The sequence below is a fragment of the Oscillospiraceae bacterium genome (assembly GCA_025757985.1).
In the GTDB taxonomy this organism is placed as follows: Bacteria; Bacillota; Clostridia; order Oscillospirales; family Ruminococcaceae; genus Gemmiger.
Genome location: CP107210.1, coordinates 2,693,797 through 2,708,552 on the forward strand (window position 1 = coordinate 2,693,797; position 14,756 = coordinate 2,708,552).

General features: G+C 51.4%; 21 protein-coding genes, 1 tRNA gene and 1 rRNA gene. 6 read left to right on the plus strand and 17 right to left on the minus strand.

Annotated features, from left to right (window positions below):
- Positions 1-70: 70 nt before the first annotated feature.
- Positions 71-187: ribosomal RNA gene (gene rrf / locus OGM67_12730) — 5S ribosomal RNA — on the plus strand.
- Between the two features lie 13 nt (positions 188-200).
- Positions 201-275, plus strand: a tRNA-Glu gene (locus OGM67_12735).
- Positions 276-409: 134 nt separating this feature from the next.
- Here the strand turns inward: OGM67_12735 and OGM67_12740 are convergent.
- From OGM67_12740 to OGM67_12785, 10 genes are all read right to left on the minus strand, one after another.
- On the minus strand, positions 410-874 hold the full coding sequence (locus OGM67_12740) for a phage holin family protein (protein UYJ34413.1): 465 nt from the start codon (positions 872-874) through the stop codon (positions 410-412).
- Between the two features lies 1 nt (position 875).
- The gene (locus OGM67_12745) at positions 876-1,685 is read right to left on the minus strand and encodes a GH25 family lysozyme (protein ID UYJ34414.1); all 810 of its coding nucleotides are present in this window, start codon (positions 1,683-1,685) and stop codon (positions 876-878) included.
- A 3-nt stretch (positions 1,686-1,688) separates the two neighbouring features.
- Complete coding sequence (locus OGM67_12750) at positions 1,689-1,847, minus strand: XkdX family protein (protein UYJ34415.1); 159 nt, start codon at positions 1,845-1,847, stop codon at positions 1,689-1,691.
- A gap of 1 nt (position 1,848) precedes the next feature.
- The gene (locus tag OGM67_12755) at positions 1,849-2,202 is read right to left on the minus strand and encodes a hypothetical protein (protein UYJ34416.1); all 354 of its coding nucleotides are present in this window, start codon (positions 2,200-2,202) and stop codon (positions 1,849-1,851) included.
- 13 nt (positions 2,203-2,215) lie between these two features.
- On the minus strand, positions 2,216-3,409 hold the full coding sequence (locus tag OGM67_12760; GenBank protein ID UYJ34417.1) for a reverse transcriptase domain-containing protein: 1,194 nt from the start codon (positions 3,407-3,409) through the stop codon (positions 2,216-2,218).
- 382 nt (positions 3,410-3,791) lie between these two features.
- A complete protein-coding gene (locus tag OGM67_12765; protein ID UYJ34418.1) occupies positions 3,792-4,052 on the minus strand; it encodes a hypothetical protein in 261 nt (86 codons plus the stop codon).
- A 58-nt stretch (positions 4,053-4,110) separates the two neighbouring features.
- Entirely contained in the window at positions 4,111-4,455 is a 345-nt protein-coding gene (locus OGM67_12770; GenBank protein ID UYJ34419.1) for a hypothetical protein, read from the minus strand.
- A gap of 3 nt (positions 4,456-4,458) precedes the next feature.
- The gene (locus OGM67_12775) at positions 4,459-5,061 is read right to left on the minus strand and encodes a hypothetical protein (GenBank protein UYJ34420.1); all 603 of its coding nucleotides are present in this window, start codon (positions 5,059-5,061) and stop codon (positions 4,459-4,461) included.
- 3 nt (positions 5,062-5,064) lie between these two features.
- Positions 5,065-5,439, minus strand: coding sequence for a hypothetical protein (locus OGM67_12780; GenBank protein UYJ34421.1), 375 nt, complete (start codon positions 5,437-5,439; stop codon positions 5,065-5,067).
- A 7-nt stretch (positions 5,440-5,446) separates the two neighbouring features.
- A complete protein-coding gene (locus tag OGM67_12785) occupies positions 5,447-5,866 on the minus strand; it encodes a hypothetical protein (protein UYJ34422.1) in 420 nt (139 codons plus the stop codon).
- A 63-nt stretch (positions 5,867-5,929) separates the two neighbouring features.
- Between OGM67_12785 and OGM67_12790 the strand changes: the two genes are divergently transcribed.
- On the plus strand, positions 5,930-6,655 hold the full coding sequence (locus tag OGM67_12790; GenBank protein UYJ34423.1) for a hypothetical protein: 726 nt from the start codon (positions 5,930-5,932) through the stop codon (positions 6,653-6,655).
- Between the two features lie 126 nt (positions 6,656-6,781).
- On the opposite strand, the gene OGM67_12795 is transcribed toward OGM67_12790, so the two are convergent.
- Both OGM67_12795 and OGM67_12800 read right to left on the minus strand, forming a co-directional pair.
- The gene (locus OGM67_12795; GenBank protein ID UYJ34424.1) at positions 6,782-7,225 is read right to left on the minus strand and encodes a hypothetical protein; all 444 of its coding nucleotides are present in this window, start codon (positions 7,223-7,225) and stop codon (positions 6,782-6,784) included.
- 3 nt (positions 7,226-7,228) lie between these two features.
- Complete coding sequence (locus OGM67_12800) at positions 7,229-7,552, minus strand: hypothetical protein (protein ID UYJ34425.1); 324 nt, start codon at positions 7,550-7,552, stop codon at positions 7,229-7,231.
- Positions 7,553-7,770: 218 nt separating this feature from the next.
- On the opposite strand from OGM67_12800, the gene OGM67_12805 reads away from it, so the two are divergent.
- Genes OGM67_12805 through OGM67_12815 form a run of 3 tightly spaced genes read left to right on the plus strand, consistent with a single transcriptional unit; the run spans position 7,771 to position 9,056 of the window.
- The gene (locus OGM67_12805; GenBank protein ID UYJ34426.1) at positions 7,771-8,160 is read left to right on the plus strand and encodes a PadR family transcriptional regulator; all 390 of its coding nucleotides are present in this window, start codon (positions 7,771-7,773) and stop codon (positions 8,158-8,160) included.
- Positions 8,153-8,620 carry a hypothetical protein gene (locus tag OGM67_12810; protein UYJ34427.1) on the plus strand — a complete coding sequence of 156 codons (468 nt, stop codon included), beginning with the start codon at positions 8,153-8,155 and terminating at the stop codon, positions 8,618-8,620. The genes OGM67_12805 and OGM67_12810 overlap by 8 nt, the downstream gene beginning before the upstream one ends.
- The gene (locus tag OGM67_12815) at positions 8,604-9,056 is read left to right on the plus strand and encodes a hypothetical protein (protein UYJ34428.1); all 453 of its coding nucleotides are present in this window, start codon (positions 8,604-8,606) and stop codon (positions 9,054-9,056) included. The genes OGM67_12810 and OGM67_12815 overlap by 17 nt, the downstream gene beginning before the upstream one ends.
- Positions 9,057-9,651: 595 nt before the next feature.
- Here OGM67_12815 and OGM67_12820 read toward each other — a convergent pair.
- The 5 genes from OGM67_12820 to OGM67_12840 all read right to left on the minus strand — a co-directional run bounded on the left by OGM67_12820 (position 9,652) and on the right by OGM67_12840 (position 14,490).
- On the minus strand, positions 9,652-11,220 hold the full coding sequence (locus tag OGM67_12820; GenBank protein UYJ36236.1) for a MobA/MobL family protein: 1,569 nt from the start codon (positions 11,218-11,220) through the stop codon (positions 9,652-9,654).
- Positions 11,221-11,419: 199 nt separating this feature from the next.
- Entirely contained in the window at positions 11,420-11,626 is a 207-nt protein-coding gene (locus OGM67_12825) for a DUF3847 domain-containing protein (GenBank protein UYJ34429.1), read from the minus strand.
- A 304-nt stretch (positions 11,627-11,930) separates the two neighbouring features.
- Positions 11,931-12,302, minus strand: a complete 372-nt coding sequence (locus OGM67_12830; protein ID UYJ34430.1) for an adenylate cyclase — start codon at positions 12,300-12,302, stop codon at positions 11,931-11,933.
- A gap of 4 nt (positions 12,303-12,306) precedes the next feature.
- The gene (locus tag OGM67_12835; GenBank protein ID UYJ34431.1) at positions 12,307-13,221 is read right to left on the minus strand and encodes a ParM/StbA family protein; all 915 of its coding nucleotides are present in this window, start codon (positions 13,219-13,221) and stop codon (positions 12,307-12,309) included.
- Positions 13,222-13,563: 342 nt separating this feature from the next.
- The gene (locus OGM67_12840; GenBank protein ID UYJ34432.1) at positions 13,564-14,490 is read right to left on the minus strand and encodes a hypothetical protein; all 927 of its coding nucleotides are present in this window, start codon (positions 14,488-14,490) and stop codon (positions 13,564-13,566) included.
- Positions 14,491-14,756: the final 266 nt, after the last annotated feature.

Here is a 14,756-nt window from a genome sequence, read left to right on the forward strand (position 1 = left end):
AGCAGTTCGATATTCAGTTTTGAGGGTACATCCTCAACAAAAAGAGAAGCATGACGAAGGTCACGCGTTGGCCGGTGTCGATGACGGTGAGGTTCCACCTGTTCCCATTCCGAACACAGAAGTTAAGCTCACTTGTGCCGAAGATAGTTGGCTGGAAACGGCCTGTGAAAATAGGTAGATGCCGGCTTCTCTTTTATTATGGCCCGTTGGTCAAGCGGTTAAGACAGCGGCCTCTCACGCCGTTAACGTGGGTTCGATTCCCGCACGGGTCACCAAACACAGACAAAAACGAACCAGTCATTTATATTTGTGAATGGCGTGTTCGGTATTGTCGTCGCCCGCGAGCCGGGCAACTAAAAAAGCCCCTCACCGTCGATATAGACGAGTGAGGGGCTTTTTCTATGCCTTATTATTCAGTTTCGTCGGCTGCGCTTTCCTCGCCGCCCGATTTCTGCCGCAAGACGGCGAGAGCGTCTTTCAACGCCGGGGGCATGGGAACGCCCATAATGCCGAGATTTTCGACGATACTCATGCCGTCATTTGCGCAGAAAAAGAGAATTACCGCCGTGCGCGTAACGCCCTCCGTTCCCGCGAGCAAGTCCACCTTATAGGCGACCAGCACGACGAGCAAAATCGCGCCTTTTCTGAACAGGCCCTTGATGCTGGCCTTGCTCTCGAAAGTGCCGTCGGCGCTTTTCGGGCTCTTGTGCCAGATCAAGGCGCAGACGACGCCCGTAATGTAATCGACGGCCATAATGCAGACGAGGGCCTTGAGGGCCCCGTCCCATCCGCCGAGGGCCTCGGCGATAGCCGTGCCGACGAGAGAAAACGCGGTCAACGCGCCATAGTATGCAGTTCTTGCCTCGTTCATCATTTTAGCAGTCCTCCCATGCAATGCCGTCGGCGGCGAGCGCCGCGGTGTGTTTCTTGTAGTCGCCCGCGCTCATGGGCCCGGCCTTGATGGTCTTGAGCGTGGGCGTGGTGTCGGTCGTTGGCTTGCTGGCCGTAAAGCCGTTGAGGCCCGCGGTCTTGATGATTGCCGGGTAGTCCTTATAGGCGACGTCGAGATCGACATTCCCGGTAATGCCGGGAACGCCGCCTGTGCTCGTGTACTGCCAAATACCGTTTACGACGGCGGCGGTGTCCTTAGAGGTATAGGCCGCCTCCCAAACATCATAGGCGGACAGCTTGGCCCCCTCGAGGTAGTTGAGATAGAAGTCGCGCGAGCAATAGATCATGCCGTAATAGCCCGCGGCCTCGATGGCCTTGAGCGCGGCGGCGACGATTGCCGTATTATTCGCGGCGTTCGCTTTCTTGTCGTACTTGTACCCCGTGGCCTTGCCGTCGTGTGTTCCGTACTCGATGTCGTAGGCGACGGGGTACTCGATTTTGTACGGCTTGATCGCGGCGATAACGTCGCGGATAGTTTTCTCGGCGGCGGCGGGCGTCGTGTCGTAGCAGTAGACGAACACGCCGACGGGGATTCCGAGCTCGTTGCACTTTTTGAGACTTGCGAGGGCGATATTGTCCAGAATGAGCCCGCCCTTGCCGCTGCGCGAGGAATAGCCGATTCTCACCATGTCAAAGCCGGGGGCGCCGTTGTTCATGCGTTTCAGCCACGCGGCGACGCTGGCCCAGTTCTTAATCGGGTGATGATAGTTTGTGTCGATACCGTAGACGTTCATAGTTTAGACCTCCGAATCGTTCTCGAATTTCTCGCCCGTGATTTCCTCGTACTGCTCGGGCGTGATGATCTTAGGACAGTACGAGCGCAATTTCTCTTTGTACGCGGCCCGCTTTTCCTCTGTCTGTTGCAAACGGTACTGCGTTTTTAAAAAGCGGAACATTTTACTCACCTCCAAACATAGCCGCAAGAATATCGTTCCCCAACGCCTCGAGCGCCTCAATGCGTTCGAGCGTTGTCGGCAGTGTGATGGCCTCCGGCGCCCATGCGGCGGCCCGCTTATAGGCCGCGTCGGTGTCCGCGGTAATTTCCTCGAGCGTTACCGCGGCCCGCATATAGGCGACGTCTGCCGTGTAATAGACGCACGGCACGGCGGCGGCAGGGTCGGGGCCGTTGTCGGCAACGTCCTCAACCTTTTCGACGTTGCGAGCAATCCAAACGTCGGCGAGCCCCCCGGGCAACTCGAAAAATTCAACCTCGGGCGGCTCTGTCGCGTACTGAACACGTTTCTCGATCATGTTTTCGCTCCTTTCAAGCTGCGGCGGCGAGCTCTGCTCGCGCGGCGGCTGATATAACGTTACTCGCGGCCCGCGATACTTCGACGATGTGCAATTTTGCACTGATTCCGACGCTGTCCGTGTGTGAGAAGTAGCCGCGATAGCTTATAATGCGGCGGGCCGCCTTGATCGTGATATAGCCGCCCGTCTCCAAATACGCCCACGCCCGCAAGAATTGCCGCCGTGCGCGTACAAAAATACGCGCACGCACGGTTGTGCGGTCGCGCCGAATGACAAAGCCCATAATGTCGATAGGTTCTTTTGCGAGGGCCTTGACGTGCCATATAGGTTTTATTTCGAGGCCGAGCTCGTCGCGCAGATATGCGCAGAACAGACGGGCGGCTTTCTTGACGTCTTTGAAAGCTGCGCCGATGAATAGTATATCGTCCATGTAGAACAATACAAAGCCCACGAGGCGCACCCGCGCCGCCCTGCCTGTCCTGCGCTTGCGTATTTTATATAGTTGCTCGGTTGCGAAATGGTAGGCGTATGAAAGCATATAATTACAAAGAAATTGCGACAAAAAAGAGCCGATACTAAAACCGTGCTGAAATGTCGAAAGCAATGCGTCAACGAACCATAAGAGAACGGGGTTCTTGTGAACGTCACGCCGTAGGCGGCGCATTACGGCCCGCCGCGTTAAATTCTGGTAGCAATGCCGAACGTCCATCTTTACGAAATACTTGCTTTTTGTGCCGTGCGGGTCTTTTCGCCGAATAAATCTCTCAATAGCCCGTTTCCCGTCCACTTGGCCGCGGCCCGGTATGCTCGCGCATTGATAGCGCCCTATTTTTGCCCGAAATAGAGGCATGAGGGCCCAAACGGCGACGTAGTCCATGCACTGTTGCAACGTGCTCTCGACGCCTATGAGACGAATTTTCCCGTTGCTCTCGTCCGCCCGCTCGTAGTAGCGTATCGGCAGTAGGTCGAGCGAGCGGCGGCGGATTCTGGCCGCAATCTCTACGGCGACGCCCTTGATTGCCGGGGCAAATGCCCCGTTGTCGTGCTTTCTAATAGCCTCGTCGATCTGGCCTTGCGTGAGGTCGCTGTGCCTCATGGCGAGGCGCTGGAAGTTGCGGCGCCCCGTTTTCCCTGCAAAGCACAGAGCGATGAACGGTTCGATCTGTTCCGGGTCTGTTATGTCAATGTCTTTGCAATATGTTTTCATTCGCCTGTAAAAAAGTCTTTTGGTGAGCGCAGTAGCGTTCGGTTAGGCGTTTCCGCCTTTACTACTAACAACGAACGAGGCCCACGACCTCGCCCCGGCCCGCGCGGGGCCGTGCCGGTTTCAACTCAATTTTCGGGTATTCCCGAGGAATATGCCGCAAGGTATAAATACTTTGTTCACCAAAAACGCGGCCCGAGATGTTCCACCTCGCGTTGCCGAGGCCGTTGTTCGAGTTAGCGCACCCGAGGGCGGCATTCGTGCCGTTCCTGAGGTTGCCGACGGCCTGCCGGGCAGAGAAAGAAAACCGCGGACGCTGGCGACATATCCCTATTTTGATTTTGCTTATAAGCTCATGAGGGGGCCGGGCCCCCTCTTTGCGGCCTTATGCCGCAAATTCACCCCTGTTCCCGGCCGTTCCACAAGCGCGGCCCGAGATGCCCCACCACGCGTTGCCGAGGCCGCTGACCGAGTCAGCGCACCCGAGGGCGGCATTCGCGCCGTTCCAGAGGAAGCCGACGGCCCGCCATTCGCGCAAGGCGTTCGTCGCGTTCTCCGAATAAAAGCCCGCGCGATAGCCCGTGTTAGAGTTCGCGTCGAGGCCGTCCGGGAAGTTGGCGCACGGGTGAGCCGGGTCGAATCCCATGCTTGAGATATAGCGCCACCCTGCCGAGGTCGGCGGCGTGAGACTATACGAAAGCGCCTTATAGGCCGAGCCGATTGCGTTGTTCGTGATCTCGCTCGCCTTTTTGCAAATTCTGGACGTCCGCCGGGGTCATTTCAAAAGGCCCCGCGAGAAACTCGTAAACGCGGCCCTCTACGCGGGCCTCGGTTGCGATTTCGATGATCTTGAAAACTCCGCTCACGCCGACGCGGACAATAAAATCGTCGTTGCGTTCCTTGGCCGTTTTGTCGTCTCCGTCGGCTTTTGTTTCGTTTTCCGCGTTCTTGACGAGGTCTTTGATAGTCGTTTCAATGCCCTGCTTTTTTTCAATCGCAGAAACGACTCGCAATGCGGCGAAAACGTCCGATGCAATGAGTTTACGCATGGTTTACGCCTCCTTGGGCCAGTAGATTTTATAGGGCGGCGCTTCGAGATCGTTCGGGTCATAGTGGCCCGCGAAAATGACCTGAACGCTCGCCTCGTCGTTGTCCTTGGGCTGAATCGAGAGGTCGTTCGTGTTGAAAGCGTTGAAAATCTGAATGATGATCGGTTTTTCGCTGCCGACGAGGCGTCCGATATAGGTGACGTTTTCGGTGTAATCATCGAGCTCGATAGCCGATTTCGGAACGATAACGTCGTAGCCCGTGACGCTTTCCTCGGTCGTCTTTTTGGCTGCCGTCATTGCCTCGACGATCGTGTCGGCGGTCAATTCCTTTACGGTCGCCTGCATGGTGGTCGTCCAGTAGTCGAGGATATAGAGCCCCTTCGTGTTCTCCGGGGCCCCGTCAACCTGTGAATAATGGCCGACCTTGGCGGCCTTAAACTCGCCGCCGCCCGTGGTGGCGCCGAGAAGTTTGCCCGCCGTCTTTGCGCTCTCGTAGGTGTCCGTTCCCGGGATAAAGTCTTTTGCAAAAACGCCCGCGCCGAGCACAAAATGCTCGACGGTCTTTTCGGTCATTCCCGTCATACGCTTAGTGTTAAAAATGCTCATAGGTTAAACCCCTTTCACAAGTGCTTGAAAATCCAGCGTCACGAGCCGCCGGGTGATTGTTTTGTCTGTGTCCTCAACGGGGGAAGATCGCCCGCCGTAGAGGTGCAAATAAATGTGTTCATCATTGTAGACCGCACCGTCGAGATCGAACAGAACATTTTGAACGATTTTCTCAACCTCGGCCGCGCCTGTATTGCCCGCAATGCGAACCGTCAACGTGCCTTTTTTGAGATTATCCTCGGCCCATGTTGTAAAAAAGAACACAATTCGAGGGTAGCTCGCCGCTGTCGCCGTATTGCTGTACGTTGCGACGCCCGACGAGTTTTTCAGCAATCCGCCGACGGTTTTGTTGAAAACTGTGTTGAAACTCTCGTTCAACTCGGTTTTATTCTTCGCCGCTCGAGCCATCGTCTTTTAATTCCCCCTCGTTAATAAGTCCGAGAGCCCTGTTCTCGTCCTCGACTGCCGAAAGATATTGACCCTCGATCAACCTGATTTCGTCGATGTGCTCGCGCACGGTCGTCGTCAAGATCGCCCGTTTCGGTTGCCGCGCTGTAAACGAGAAAAGCGCCCCGGCCTTTGTTTTTCTGGCGCCGCGAAACTCGTCGCCGAGCTCTTGCAGGACGCCGTACCATGTGTTAGGTTTTGAGCCGACCTGTAAATCGGTTTCGATTTTGCGCACCCAGTAGCCGAACGCCGAGTATGCACGTTTTCGCCCTCCGGGTGTCTTTCCGAGAGCTCTGCCGAAACGTTCGCGCGTCTGCTTTCGGGCGGTGTTGCAGACGAATTTACCGACGTCGCGCAAGGCGGCGCGGCTTAGTTCCTTGATCGTCCACGCGGTACGGTCTACGTTTGACAGGTATGTGATGTGCTGGCCCCGGAACGGCTCGAGTATATCGCCGATCGCGTCGTCGAGTGCTACAAAGAGAGTTTTGACGGGCAGCGTGTCAGCGTCCTCGAGGCCCGCATTGCAAAGCTCGACCGCGATCTCGACAAAACGACCGACTTGCTCTTTGCGGCGCCCAGCGCGGCGGCGGTCGATCGTATAAATAAGCACGTCGTCGAGCTTGAGGCGCAGAAAGGCGAGCTCGAGGCCGAGCTCTCCGGGCTCAAGATCGCGGCGGCTATAACGTACACCCGCGGCGATGTCGTTGCGTGGTTAAAGCAATTTTGCAATGGCGACCCCCTTGAGGCCGAGTTTCGGCGGCGCATTGTCGAGACGTTCATAAATTCCGTGTACGTCTACGACGACCGAATCGTTATTTATTTCAACGTGCGCGGCGGTAAACAAATCAGTTACGCCGAAATGCTTGAGAGTGCTGGCGACGTCGAGCCCCTCCCTCCGGGCCCGAAAAACGAAAAAAGCGGCGGCCCCGATAACGGAACCGCCGCAAGCAATAGCAAAGAGAGATTTTTACACGGAAAAAATACCGAACAAACGACCGAGAGCGCGGTTCGTTTTTGTTCGGGTTTGGTTCACCAAAAAATGCTCCCCAGCTTAGGCTGGGGAGTTTTTTTGGTGCTTCCGTGCGAGGAATCGAACAGGACGGCCGCCCGCAGGCGGCAAAAAACAATCCTGCGGATTGTTTTTTAGTCCGCGGGTGCTTTACTTTTTACGCACCTCACGATGCAAAGGCAGCGATTAAGATGTTTGCGCAAAAAGGGAATTCATCCATCGATGAATTCCCTTTTTGCTCTTAGTATTTTATGGAACATTTAGTCACGAATTCCAGCCATGACAGATTATAGCATATGTACCTTCTGAAGTGTAGGCCCCTTCTGTGTATCCACAAGAAGGACATTTCCACTCATAAGAAAGAAGAAAATTGTATACACCATCAGTTCCTTGAGCCATGCTGAGACAGCTTTGTTCTTGAACAGGGAGCTTTTCGCTGTTAGTTAGAGTTGCACGCATTTCGGCTTTACAAGTTGGGCATACCGGGACTTTTTCAGAGGTTTCGATTAAAACTTTGGATAAAGTATCCTCAGGAGTCAGAGGGTTACCACCATGATATAAAACTTCCAAGGGCTTTTCTTCTAGGTCTTCGTTAAGGCCTGAGAAGATTTCTGATGTCTCAGATGGATTCTCTGGTGTCATCGAGCAAGCCGAAAGCGCAACACATACACTTAACAAAAAAAGGCTCCATCTCATATACATAGCCATGGCTCACCCATTCCAGCCGTGACAAATTCTAACATCCTCGCCTGTATCAACGCTATATTCTGCGGATTTGTACACACACGAGCCGCAAATATCTTGATAGTACGCTATGATATCCATCACCTCATCTGTTCCTTGGGTATAGTGATCACAGGGTTCCTGACGATTGTTCGCTGTTCTCGTATGATTTTTGACAGAGACTACCGAGAAGCGCCCACAGTTAGGACATTCAAGACGATGAGGTTTAATTGCTTCGTTTTCTGCAAAAACAGACATGCTGAAAATAGCAACACAGAAAACCGTCATAAGAGAACTAATGATTTTTTTCATGATAAACTCCTTGTAATTATATGTTAATGATATTGCGGCGATATTTTCATCTTTATGGGCATTTCTCTCTGCATAGGAATCACCAAGGCCTTTCATAATAGTGAAGATTTTTCTAATAAGAGAATACCAGAATTATATATATTTGTCAATGAAAAGTGTTGACAAATATATATAATCTGTTATAGTGATATTGAACAAAAGACAAGGTGGTTTCGCTCATGGAACAGGAAAAAAGATCAAAGGTGAACCCCACTCAGAGTATGCGGGATGCCATGAAGAAAGCCACTACTGAAATGTTGGTTTTATTTATGCTACGTCAAAAGCCTATGTATACTTACCAGATGGCTCAAGAAGTAAGCCGCCTAACACAAGGGGTTCTCACCTACAATACAATGTATCTTGCTGTATATCGACTTCAGGAAAATGGATTTATTGAAGAAGCCGAAAAACGAATTGAAGATGGGAGAGCACGCATTTACTTAGGTATCACATCTTCAGGACAATGCTATTACGATCAGCTTCGAACAGAGTACAAGCTATTTACAGCGACATTAGAAACCTTAATGAATATGGATGGACATTTATACGCGGAGGGCAAGAATGGTTAGTGAAAAGGATTTGCAATCCTATTTGAAGGTTGCGGCATCAGCACTGCCCTGTCGTGAAGCCCGCAAAGAGTTTTCTTCTTATGTACATAACGTGGCGCACGATATAAGCATTGAAAATCCAGATGCCGACTTTGCTACTGTTGCAAGCTTGTTGGGAACCACGCCTAAACAAGTCGCTGCAGATTTCGTGGAAAGTCAATCGCCGCAAACAATATCACGGTGGAATCGCTCTGCACATCGTTACAAATATGGCTTGCAATTATTAGTCGGAATAATTGTAGTGGTTCTTTTTTCTGTAGTAATCTTTTTCACGACAACGAAAGGAGTGATGATCGTCAACACCGAGACTACCTATACAGATTTAGGTGGAGAAGATTACTCACAGAACGAACTCGATAAAATGGCAAAACAAAAACTTGAACAAATTGCAAAGGAGTGTCAATATGACAAAAACACTTAAACGGGTTATCGCACTGCTGTCTGTTTCTATGTTCATGGCTCTTTTTTCACTTTCTTGCTTTGCACAGGAAAACAGTTCTGCCAAAAAGATTTATACTGAAGATTTAGGGGATGGCATTACTGCGGTTGTCACATTATCAGAAACAAACGGCATGGCCCGGAGTTCAAAAACCTATAACGTTACAAAAGAATATTATAAAGATGGAACTTACATAGGTGTAGCTACTTTATACGCATCCTTCTATTACGATGGTTCTTCTGCCAGTGCTACTGCAGCAAGCGGAGCGGGAGCAGGTTCTAACGGGTGGAGCTATGGAGATCAAAAGACATGGACTAGCGGAAACGGTGCCTATTTAAATGCAACGCTGTCCAAAAACGGAACGTTTATCCCCGTAAGCCTCGCACTGCGCTGTGATGCTCGCGGCAATGTCTCTTGAAAAACCATTCGATGTCTTTTGGTCATTCAAACAAAAATAATCCGTAAAATGACCAGTACGATTTGAGTGATATACTCACAATAAGGTCTATTTCTCCCATTAACTTTCTTCCTATTTACGAGTTGATGATTTCGCGTGTTTTTCCTACTTATTTTATTTATAAGCTACAATTGAGTCATTTCCCATGTACTCTAATTCTACGCAATTTCAAAGGAGAAATTTTATAAAAAAGTTACTGCTTCGCGATTCATTGATAAAAAGTAACACCGCCTCAGTTTGAGGCGGTGTTACTTTTTATCACCTTTTTTCTCTTTATGTGAATCACTGTATCTTCTCATACAGCGTATAAATAACCAACCAATGTACACCGAAATAAGAATCATAAGTACTTGCCAAATCATCTGTACTAATCTCATCATCGTATTCCTCATGTGACAGGGTTTAATATCTAATGCTATCATTGTATCGCTTTTTTTAATTTGTCAATATCTATATCAGAATTGCATTCTTATCCGGCCTTAATAATCAAATCAGTGGCCTCTATATCTCCTGTGATGGTCACATATTGTTGCAAATATTATTATTCGATTTATACTTATCGATCTGGCACCTCTTTATGTTGGGCCATAGACGTTTGAACTTTTTCAGATATTTTGTCTCCAACGATTTGAACATCAACTATTTGCTGTGCAATTTGAATAGATATGTTGTCGATATATCCATTATGGGATAGCTGCTGCTCTCGTTCAAAGGCTACATCTGGCCGCAGAGCAGTACGGCGCTGTCGAACGCTGTCCTCGTCTTCCGGCTGAATCATATTCTCAATTTCAAGGTACTGTTTTATGGTGGCGGAAAGCTGCTGTGTAAGGCTTTCTCTCTGCGCTGCCAGCTTCTCCTGCATTTCTTCCAGCTTGTCCAAGTAACTGCCGAAGCGCTGGGCTTCACCATTATTTTTGCAATCGAGGTTGTGCAGAATCATTGCTTGACGGCTGCGGAGTTCTTCGATTTTCTCGGTCAGCGCGGCAATTTGCTCGGCAAGCTGACGGCGCTGGGCAATTTGCAACAGGGATGCGGTGTTGCGAGTGGTTTGCAGTTGCTCTTGCTCGGATTTCTTGTCAGCAAGCTGTTGTGTTACCGCATGATAATCTTGCAGAATGGGGCGGTAATAGTTGACCTGACGTTTCCATGTATCGACCTGTTTGTTGTTCACCAACAGGCGGTATTGCAGCATTATCAAACTGCTGCGCAGCCGTTCCAGCGTTTCCGCAATATGCTCTACGGTATTCTCAACGGCCTTGGACAGCTTGGCAAGCTGGGCTTTCAGTTCGCGCAGCAGCTTGTTGTCCGCGCGGATTTGGCGGTTCAGTTCACAGCGGTCTGCCTTGATGCCCTGCAATTCAAGGTTTCGGGCTTGGCTGCCCTCATGCACTGTGGGCTGCTCATCCAGCCCCAGCGCCGCATGGCTTAGATGGGTTACACGGACGGATTGCTGTTTTTCTTCCAGTGTGCGGTTCACGGCATCTGCCCACGCTTCCCGCCAGTCCAGTAATTGCTCCGGGCTGTTCCATCGCGCACACAGCGGGTTTTGTCGCCCTAATTTCACCGCTTTCGGCTGCTTCGAGCAGCGTTTCCACCCCGGTTCGCGGGCGGCCTGTGTGGGCGTCAGCCACGCCGATACGCCCGCTGTGTTCTTGTACTTATATTGCTTTTCCCAGCCGTTCTCTTTTGCCTGCAAAAACTCCTGTGCTGTAAAGCCACGTTCCTCATCGGCTTTGCGGCACAGGTATTCTTTTTGCGTTTTGCCTTGCCATTTTCCGTGGACATCCAACGGGCGCATCGTCAGCATAATGTGTGCATGGGGGTTATGCCCATCCGGGTCGTGGATGGCGAAGTCGGCGCACATACCCTTGTCTACACATTCCGTTTGGATGAAGCCGCGCAGAAGCAGCAGCCAATCATCCCGCCCAAGTTCAACGGGCAGGGCAACGATCAACTGGCGAGCAAGGCGGCTGTCCTTGGTTTTCTCGGCAGACTCCACCGCTGCCCACAGGGTCTGTCGGTCTTTCCACGCTGCCGGGGCTTGGGGCGGCAGTAAGATTTCTGTATAGAGGACACCGCCTTTCTTGGTGTAGTCATGGGTAAGGCCGTCATAATCGTTGTACAGCCGTTCTCCACTCTGATAGGCAGCGGCGGCGATAGCAGAACGGCCTGCTCCACGGCTGATGATTTTTGACTCGAAATGATAGATAGCTACAGCATATCACCTCCGCGATAAAAAGTCCTCCCGCCTCAGCGGGCGCACATACCACCGCCGGCTTGCCGGTGGTGAGTAAGTGCGCACTTCGGTGAGGGAGAGCTGCCCCTCACGGGGCATTGCTCAGTTTATCGTGCAGCTTGCGTGGCAAGTCAGCCATCGGAATGTCGCGTATCTCCGGCCATACACTTTCCAGTATCGCGCCCTCTTGGATAAGTCGGCGGGTTCGCGCCTTGCGCTCTTTCTGGCGGTTGCGTGCCTGCACAGCTTCCAGCCTGTGCCGTGCCTGTATCAACTTTTTCTCATCTTCGGTCATGCTTTCTCCTTTTTGGTGTGAAAATCAGCCTTGTTTGGGTGTCTGCGTTTTGGGGCTGAAATTCTGCCGCTGCTTATCGCCATTTGTACTGCTGCTCTGAACAAAAGCAGCATCTTCCATCTGGCATCTGCACCCTATCGGGAGGATTCTCTCTTTTCCGAACAACATCTGCCGCGTCCTGCGCGGGGAACGGCAGCGTTTGCAGTAAGCCAGCCCACTGACAGCATCGGGATATTCATCCGGCTGGAGCGGGCGTTCTGCCACAAACTCGTCCAGACATTCCTGTAAAGTCCGCACAGGCATATCAGCCACCCACAAAATCCCAGTTGATGCTGTCTTTCACAGGTTCTTTTACAGGCTGGGGAGAAACAGCGGCAGGGTTCTGCGCCATCCCGGTTATGCACCCTGCCAGAAAGACCGGCATCGTCTCCCGCAAAGTATCCCGCACTGCATCCACGATTTGCTGCACAAACTGTTCCTCGCGCGCTCGCGTCTCCAGATAAGGGTCATCCTGCGTCTGGTAGTAGCGGTCAAAGTAGTCCACCACCGCTGTGGCGACCGCTTGGTTGTACGACTTGAACACCGATTTATCCATCGTCTGCAAATACTGCCATGCTTTCCGCTGCGGCTCTTTGCCAAGGTTGAACCGCAGGTTGGTCGTCCGTATCTCCGACACGGTTTCACCCTCGGAGCATCTGGCGGTAGGCCATGTACTCGTACCCCTTGGCAGCGGCGCAGATGTCATCCACAATGGTGACTTGCTCCGGGTCATAGCTGCCGAAGTGCTTGACCAACTGCCCACCGCCGCCCACGATGGTCAAGTGCGTGGTGGCAGGGTCGTACTCGTAACTGCGCAAGGCTGCAAACAGTTCGGCTACATAGCCGGATGCAACTTCTCGAATACAGGCGAGATAGTCGGCATCGATTTTTGCCGTGCCTGTCCGCAAAATCTGCTCCACCGTGCTGTCGCTGATTTTGCTGCCAAAACGCCGAAGCACCGCTTCTTTAGCGCGGATCATGCACTGGTTCACACCGATTTTCTCCGTCCAACAGCGGCTTTCCTGCGGCTGAGAATCCGTCAAGTAGAGCAGATTCATTGTGCCGTTGCCGATGTCAGCCAACAGATGCTCTCCCTCGAAGTCTGCCAGCTGCTGAACAATGGCCGCATAGCCCTGCGGATACACCTTGCAGCCCACGATGCGAAGCTGAAACAGATTCCCATTGAAGCGGAAACGTATCGTTTCGTTCTGCATCAGATACTGCCGGAAGCTCTCACGCTGGCTGCCGACCCAGCTCAGCGGCAGCCCCACCGACAGACACAGGCTGGCGGTGAACAGCCGGTATTGCTCCAACTCTTTGGCGATGGCCGCCAGCGTCAGCAGATAGAAATCGCCGTCCGTTGACTTGTCTGCCACAAAGCCCTTGTGACCTTCTCCCACGCGGTAGAATTTACCGCCGTATTCCAGCACATCACCCTTGAACATGGGCGCGGTGTCGTAAGCGGTAATAGCCGTAGGGAAAATGGTATTGGCGGTTTTCATATTGCCATACCCTTGGTCGATGCCGATAATTGTAATGTCATTGAATTGCTTCATCGGGGAATCATCTCCTCTCTCCGTGTATCTTCTGCTCCATCATCTGCAAAAGCATTTCCTGCGATGTTTGCATGCCTGCCGGGTTGTCGTAGGATGTGACCTCAAACGTCACCCTGCCGATTTTGTGCCGATAGGCTTTTGATAAAATTTTCTTCTCTTGCCTTATAAAAAAGCCCCTTTCGGAATGTTGCTGCCGACACCGATTTTGGTATCGGGTTACAGATTCATTTTATCGAAAGCGGGCTGCTTTAGCATTGATGGGAAATTGTGCGGAAATTGAGCGCAGGAAAATGAACATAGAAAAAGCGGCCCTCTCACTTTCGTGAGAGAACCGCTGTGCCGTCAGCCTGTTAGTTTATGGGGTTCTTGGAAAAATCGGATTCCGTTGCTTTCCAGATACTCCCGATACATCTGACGTTGTTCTTCCATAAGGGCAGGCATTTCACCATACAGTTGTCGGTAAATATTCTGAACTTCCCGCACAAGAGCATGACCTTTTTCTTCGTTGCCGGTTTCGATTTCCATAATGCCAAGCTGATAAGTTTCTTTTAGATATTGCACCAAAGCCAAAAGCATTTTCCGGCGTTTTTTCATCTGCTCGGCATGTTCCACAGCATCTTCGGAATCCTCACTTACAGGTGGGAATATTTTTTCGAGTGCAAATGGGATTTCTTTAAAAATATTCTCCGCCTTTACAATTTTGTAAGGCCCGGTCATTGGCTGGATCACGATACATTTGGACATCCGGGCCTCGGTAAAAACTACCGGGTCATAGTCCGGCGGCAAGATGATCTGTTCGCAGACCTTTGCCCGTGCTTCGCGTTTTACAAACTCACGCTGCATTGCGAAGCACAGCAGTAAGGACAAAAACTCTGCGACCTGCGCGGAAACGGAGAAATCCCGTTCCGCGTATAATGACTTTTTCTTGCTGGTGGAAATGGAAACATCCTGCATCAACAAGTCACACTCGCTCTGCGCTGCCATTGCGGGGTCCGACATAATGGTAAGTATTTTTGTTTCCATGTCCTGCGTCAGCTTTTCTTGGTTCTCACCGACAAGGTAAAAGGATGTGATCTTCGGGCTGACCCGCGCTGTGCCGTTGAGCCAGCGGCAGACCTGTCCGTTGTCGAAGGTGAAATCTTCGGCATCTGTACTTTGCAGAAAGCTGCCGAACAGCAAACAAAGTAAGTCTAATTGGTTTCCCAGCGCATCCGCATAAATGTATCTGCGCAGGGTCACCACAAACGAGCAGAAGTCTAAACGCTCCATTCGCGTACCCCCTAACTGTAATTCGGTTTTCAAGGTTCTTTCAAATTCAAATAAGCGTCATTCTTTCTGCAAGCAGGCGGAAATCTTTCGTTACCCAATCATCTGATTACGGAACTCTCCGTATTTTGAGGCGTTTCCTGCATGGATGCCGATAGAGATGAACAATACATAGTATAGCAAGTTCTCCGCCATATTGCGAGAGATGACGATGATTATTCACAAAAGTTTCAAATATTAGCATTTGCGCGATGTGCAATTTGCACACA

Bases quoted from the DNA above. Each gene is read 5' to 3' on its own strand.
- OGM67_12760 (UYJ34417.1), bottom strand. From the start codon at position 3,409: ATGAAAACATATTGCAAAGACATTGACATAACAGACCCGGAACAGATC.
- OGM67_12770 (UYJ34419.1), bottom strand. From the start codon at position 4,455: ATGCGTAAACTCATTGCATCGGACGTTTTCGCCGCATTGCGAGTCGTT.
- OGM67_12840 (UYJ34432.1), bottom strand. From the start codon at position 14,490: ATGGAGCGTTTAGACTTCTGCTCGTTTGTGGTGACCCTGCGCAGATAC.
- OGM67_12775 (UYJ34420.1), bottom strand. From the start codon at position 5,061: ATGAGCATTTTTAACACTAAGCGTATGACGGGAATGACCGAAAAGACC.
- OGM67_12765 (UYJ34418.1), bottom strand. From the start codon at position 4,052: ATGGGATTCGACCCGGCTCACCCGTGCGCCAACTTCCCGGACGGCCTC.
- OGM67_12750 (UYJ34415.1), bottom strand. From the start codon at position 1,847: ATGTTCCGCTTTTTAAAAACGCAGTACCGTTTGCAACAGACAGAGGAA.
- OGM67_12805 (UYJ34426.1), top strand. From the start codon at position 7,771: ATGGAACAGGAAAAAAGATCAAAGGTGAACCCCACTCAGAGTATGCGG.
- OGM67_12810 (UYJ34427.1), top strand. From the start codon at position 8,153: ATGGTTAGTGAAAAGGATTTGCAATCCTATTTGAAGGTTGCGGCATCA.
- OGM67_12800 (UYJ34425.1), bottom strand. From the start codon at position 7,552: ATGAAAAAAATCATTAGTTCTCTTATGACGGTTTTCTGTGTTGCTATT.
- OGM67_12745 (UYJ34414.1), bottom strand. From the start codon at position 1,685: ATGAACGTCTACGGTATCGACACAAACTATCATCACCCGATTAAGAAC.
- OGM67_12825 (UYJ34429.1), bottom strand. From the start codon at position 11,626: ATGACCGAAGATGAGAAAAAGTTGATACAGGCACGGCACAGGCTGGAA.
- OGM67_12755 (UYJ34416.1), bottom strand. From the start codon at position 2,202: ATGATCGAGAAACGTGTTCAGTACGCGACAGAGCCGCCCGAGGTTGAA.
- OGM67_12835 (UYJ34431.1), bottom strand. From the start codon at position 13,221: ATGAAGCAATTCAATGACATTACAATTATCGGCATCGACCAAGGGTAT.
- OGM67_12815 (UYJ34428.1), top strand. From the start codon at position 8,604: ATGACAAAAACACTTAAACGGGTTATCGCACTGCTGTCTGTTTCTATG.
- OGM67_12740 (UYJ34413.1), bottom strand. From the start codon at position 874: ATGATGAACGAGGCAAGAACTGCATACTATGGCGCGTTGACCGCGTTT.
- OGM67_12795 (UYJ34424.1), bottom strand. From the start codon at position 7,225: ATGGCTATGTATATGAGATGGAGCCTTTTTTTGTTAAGTGTATGTGTT.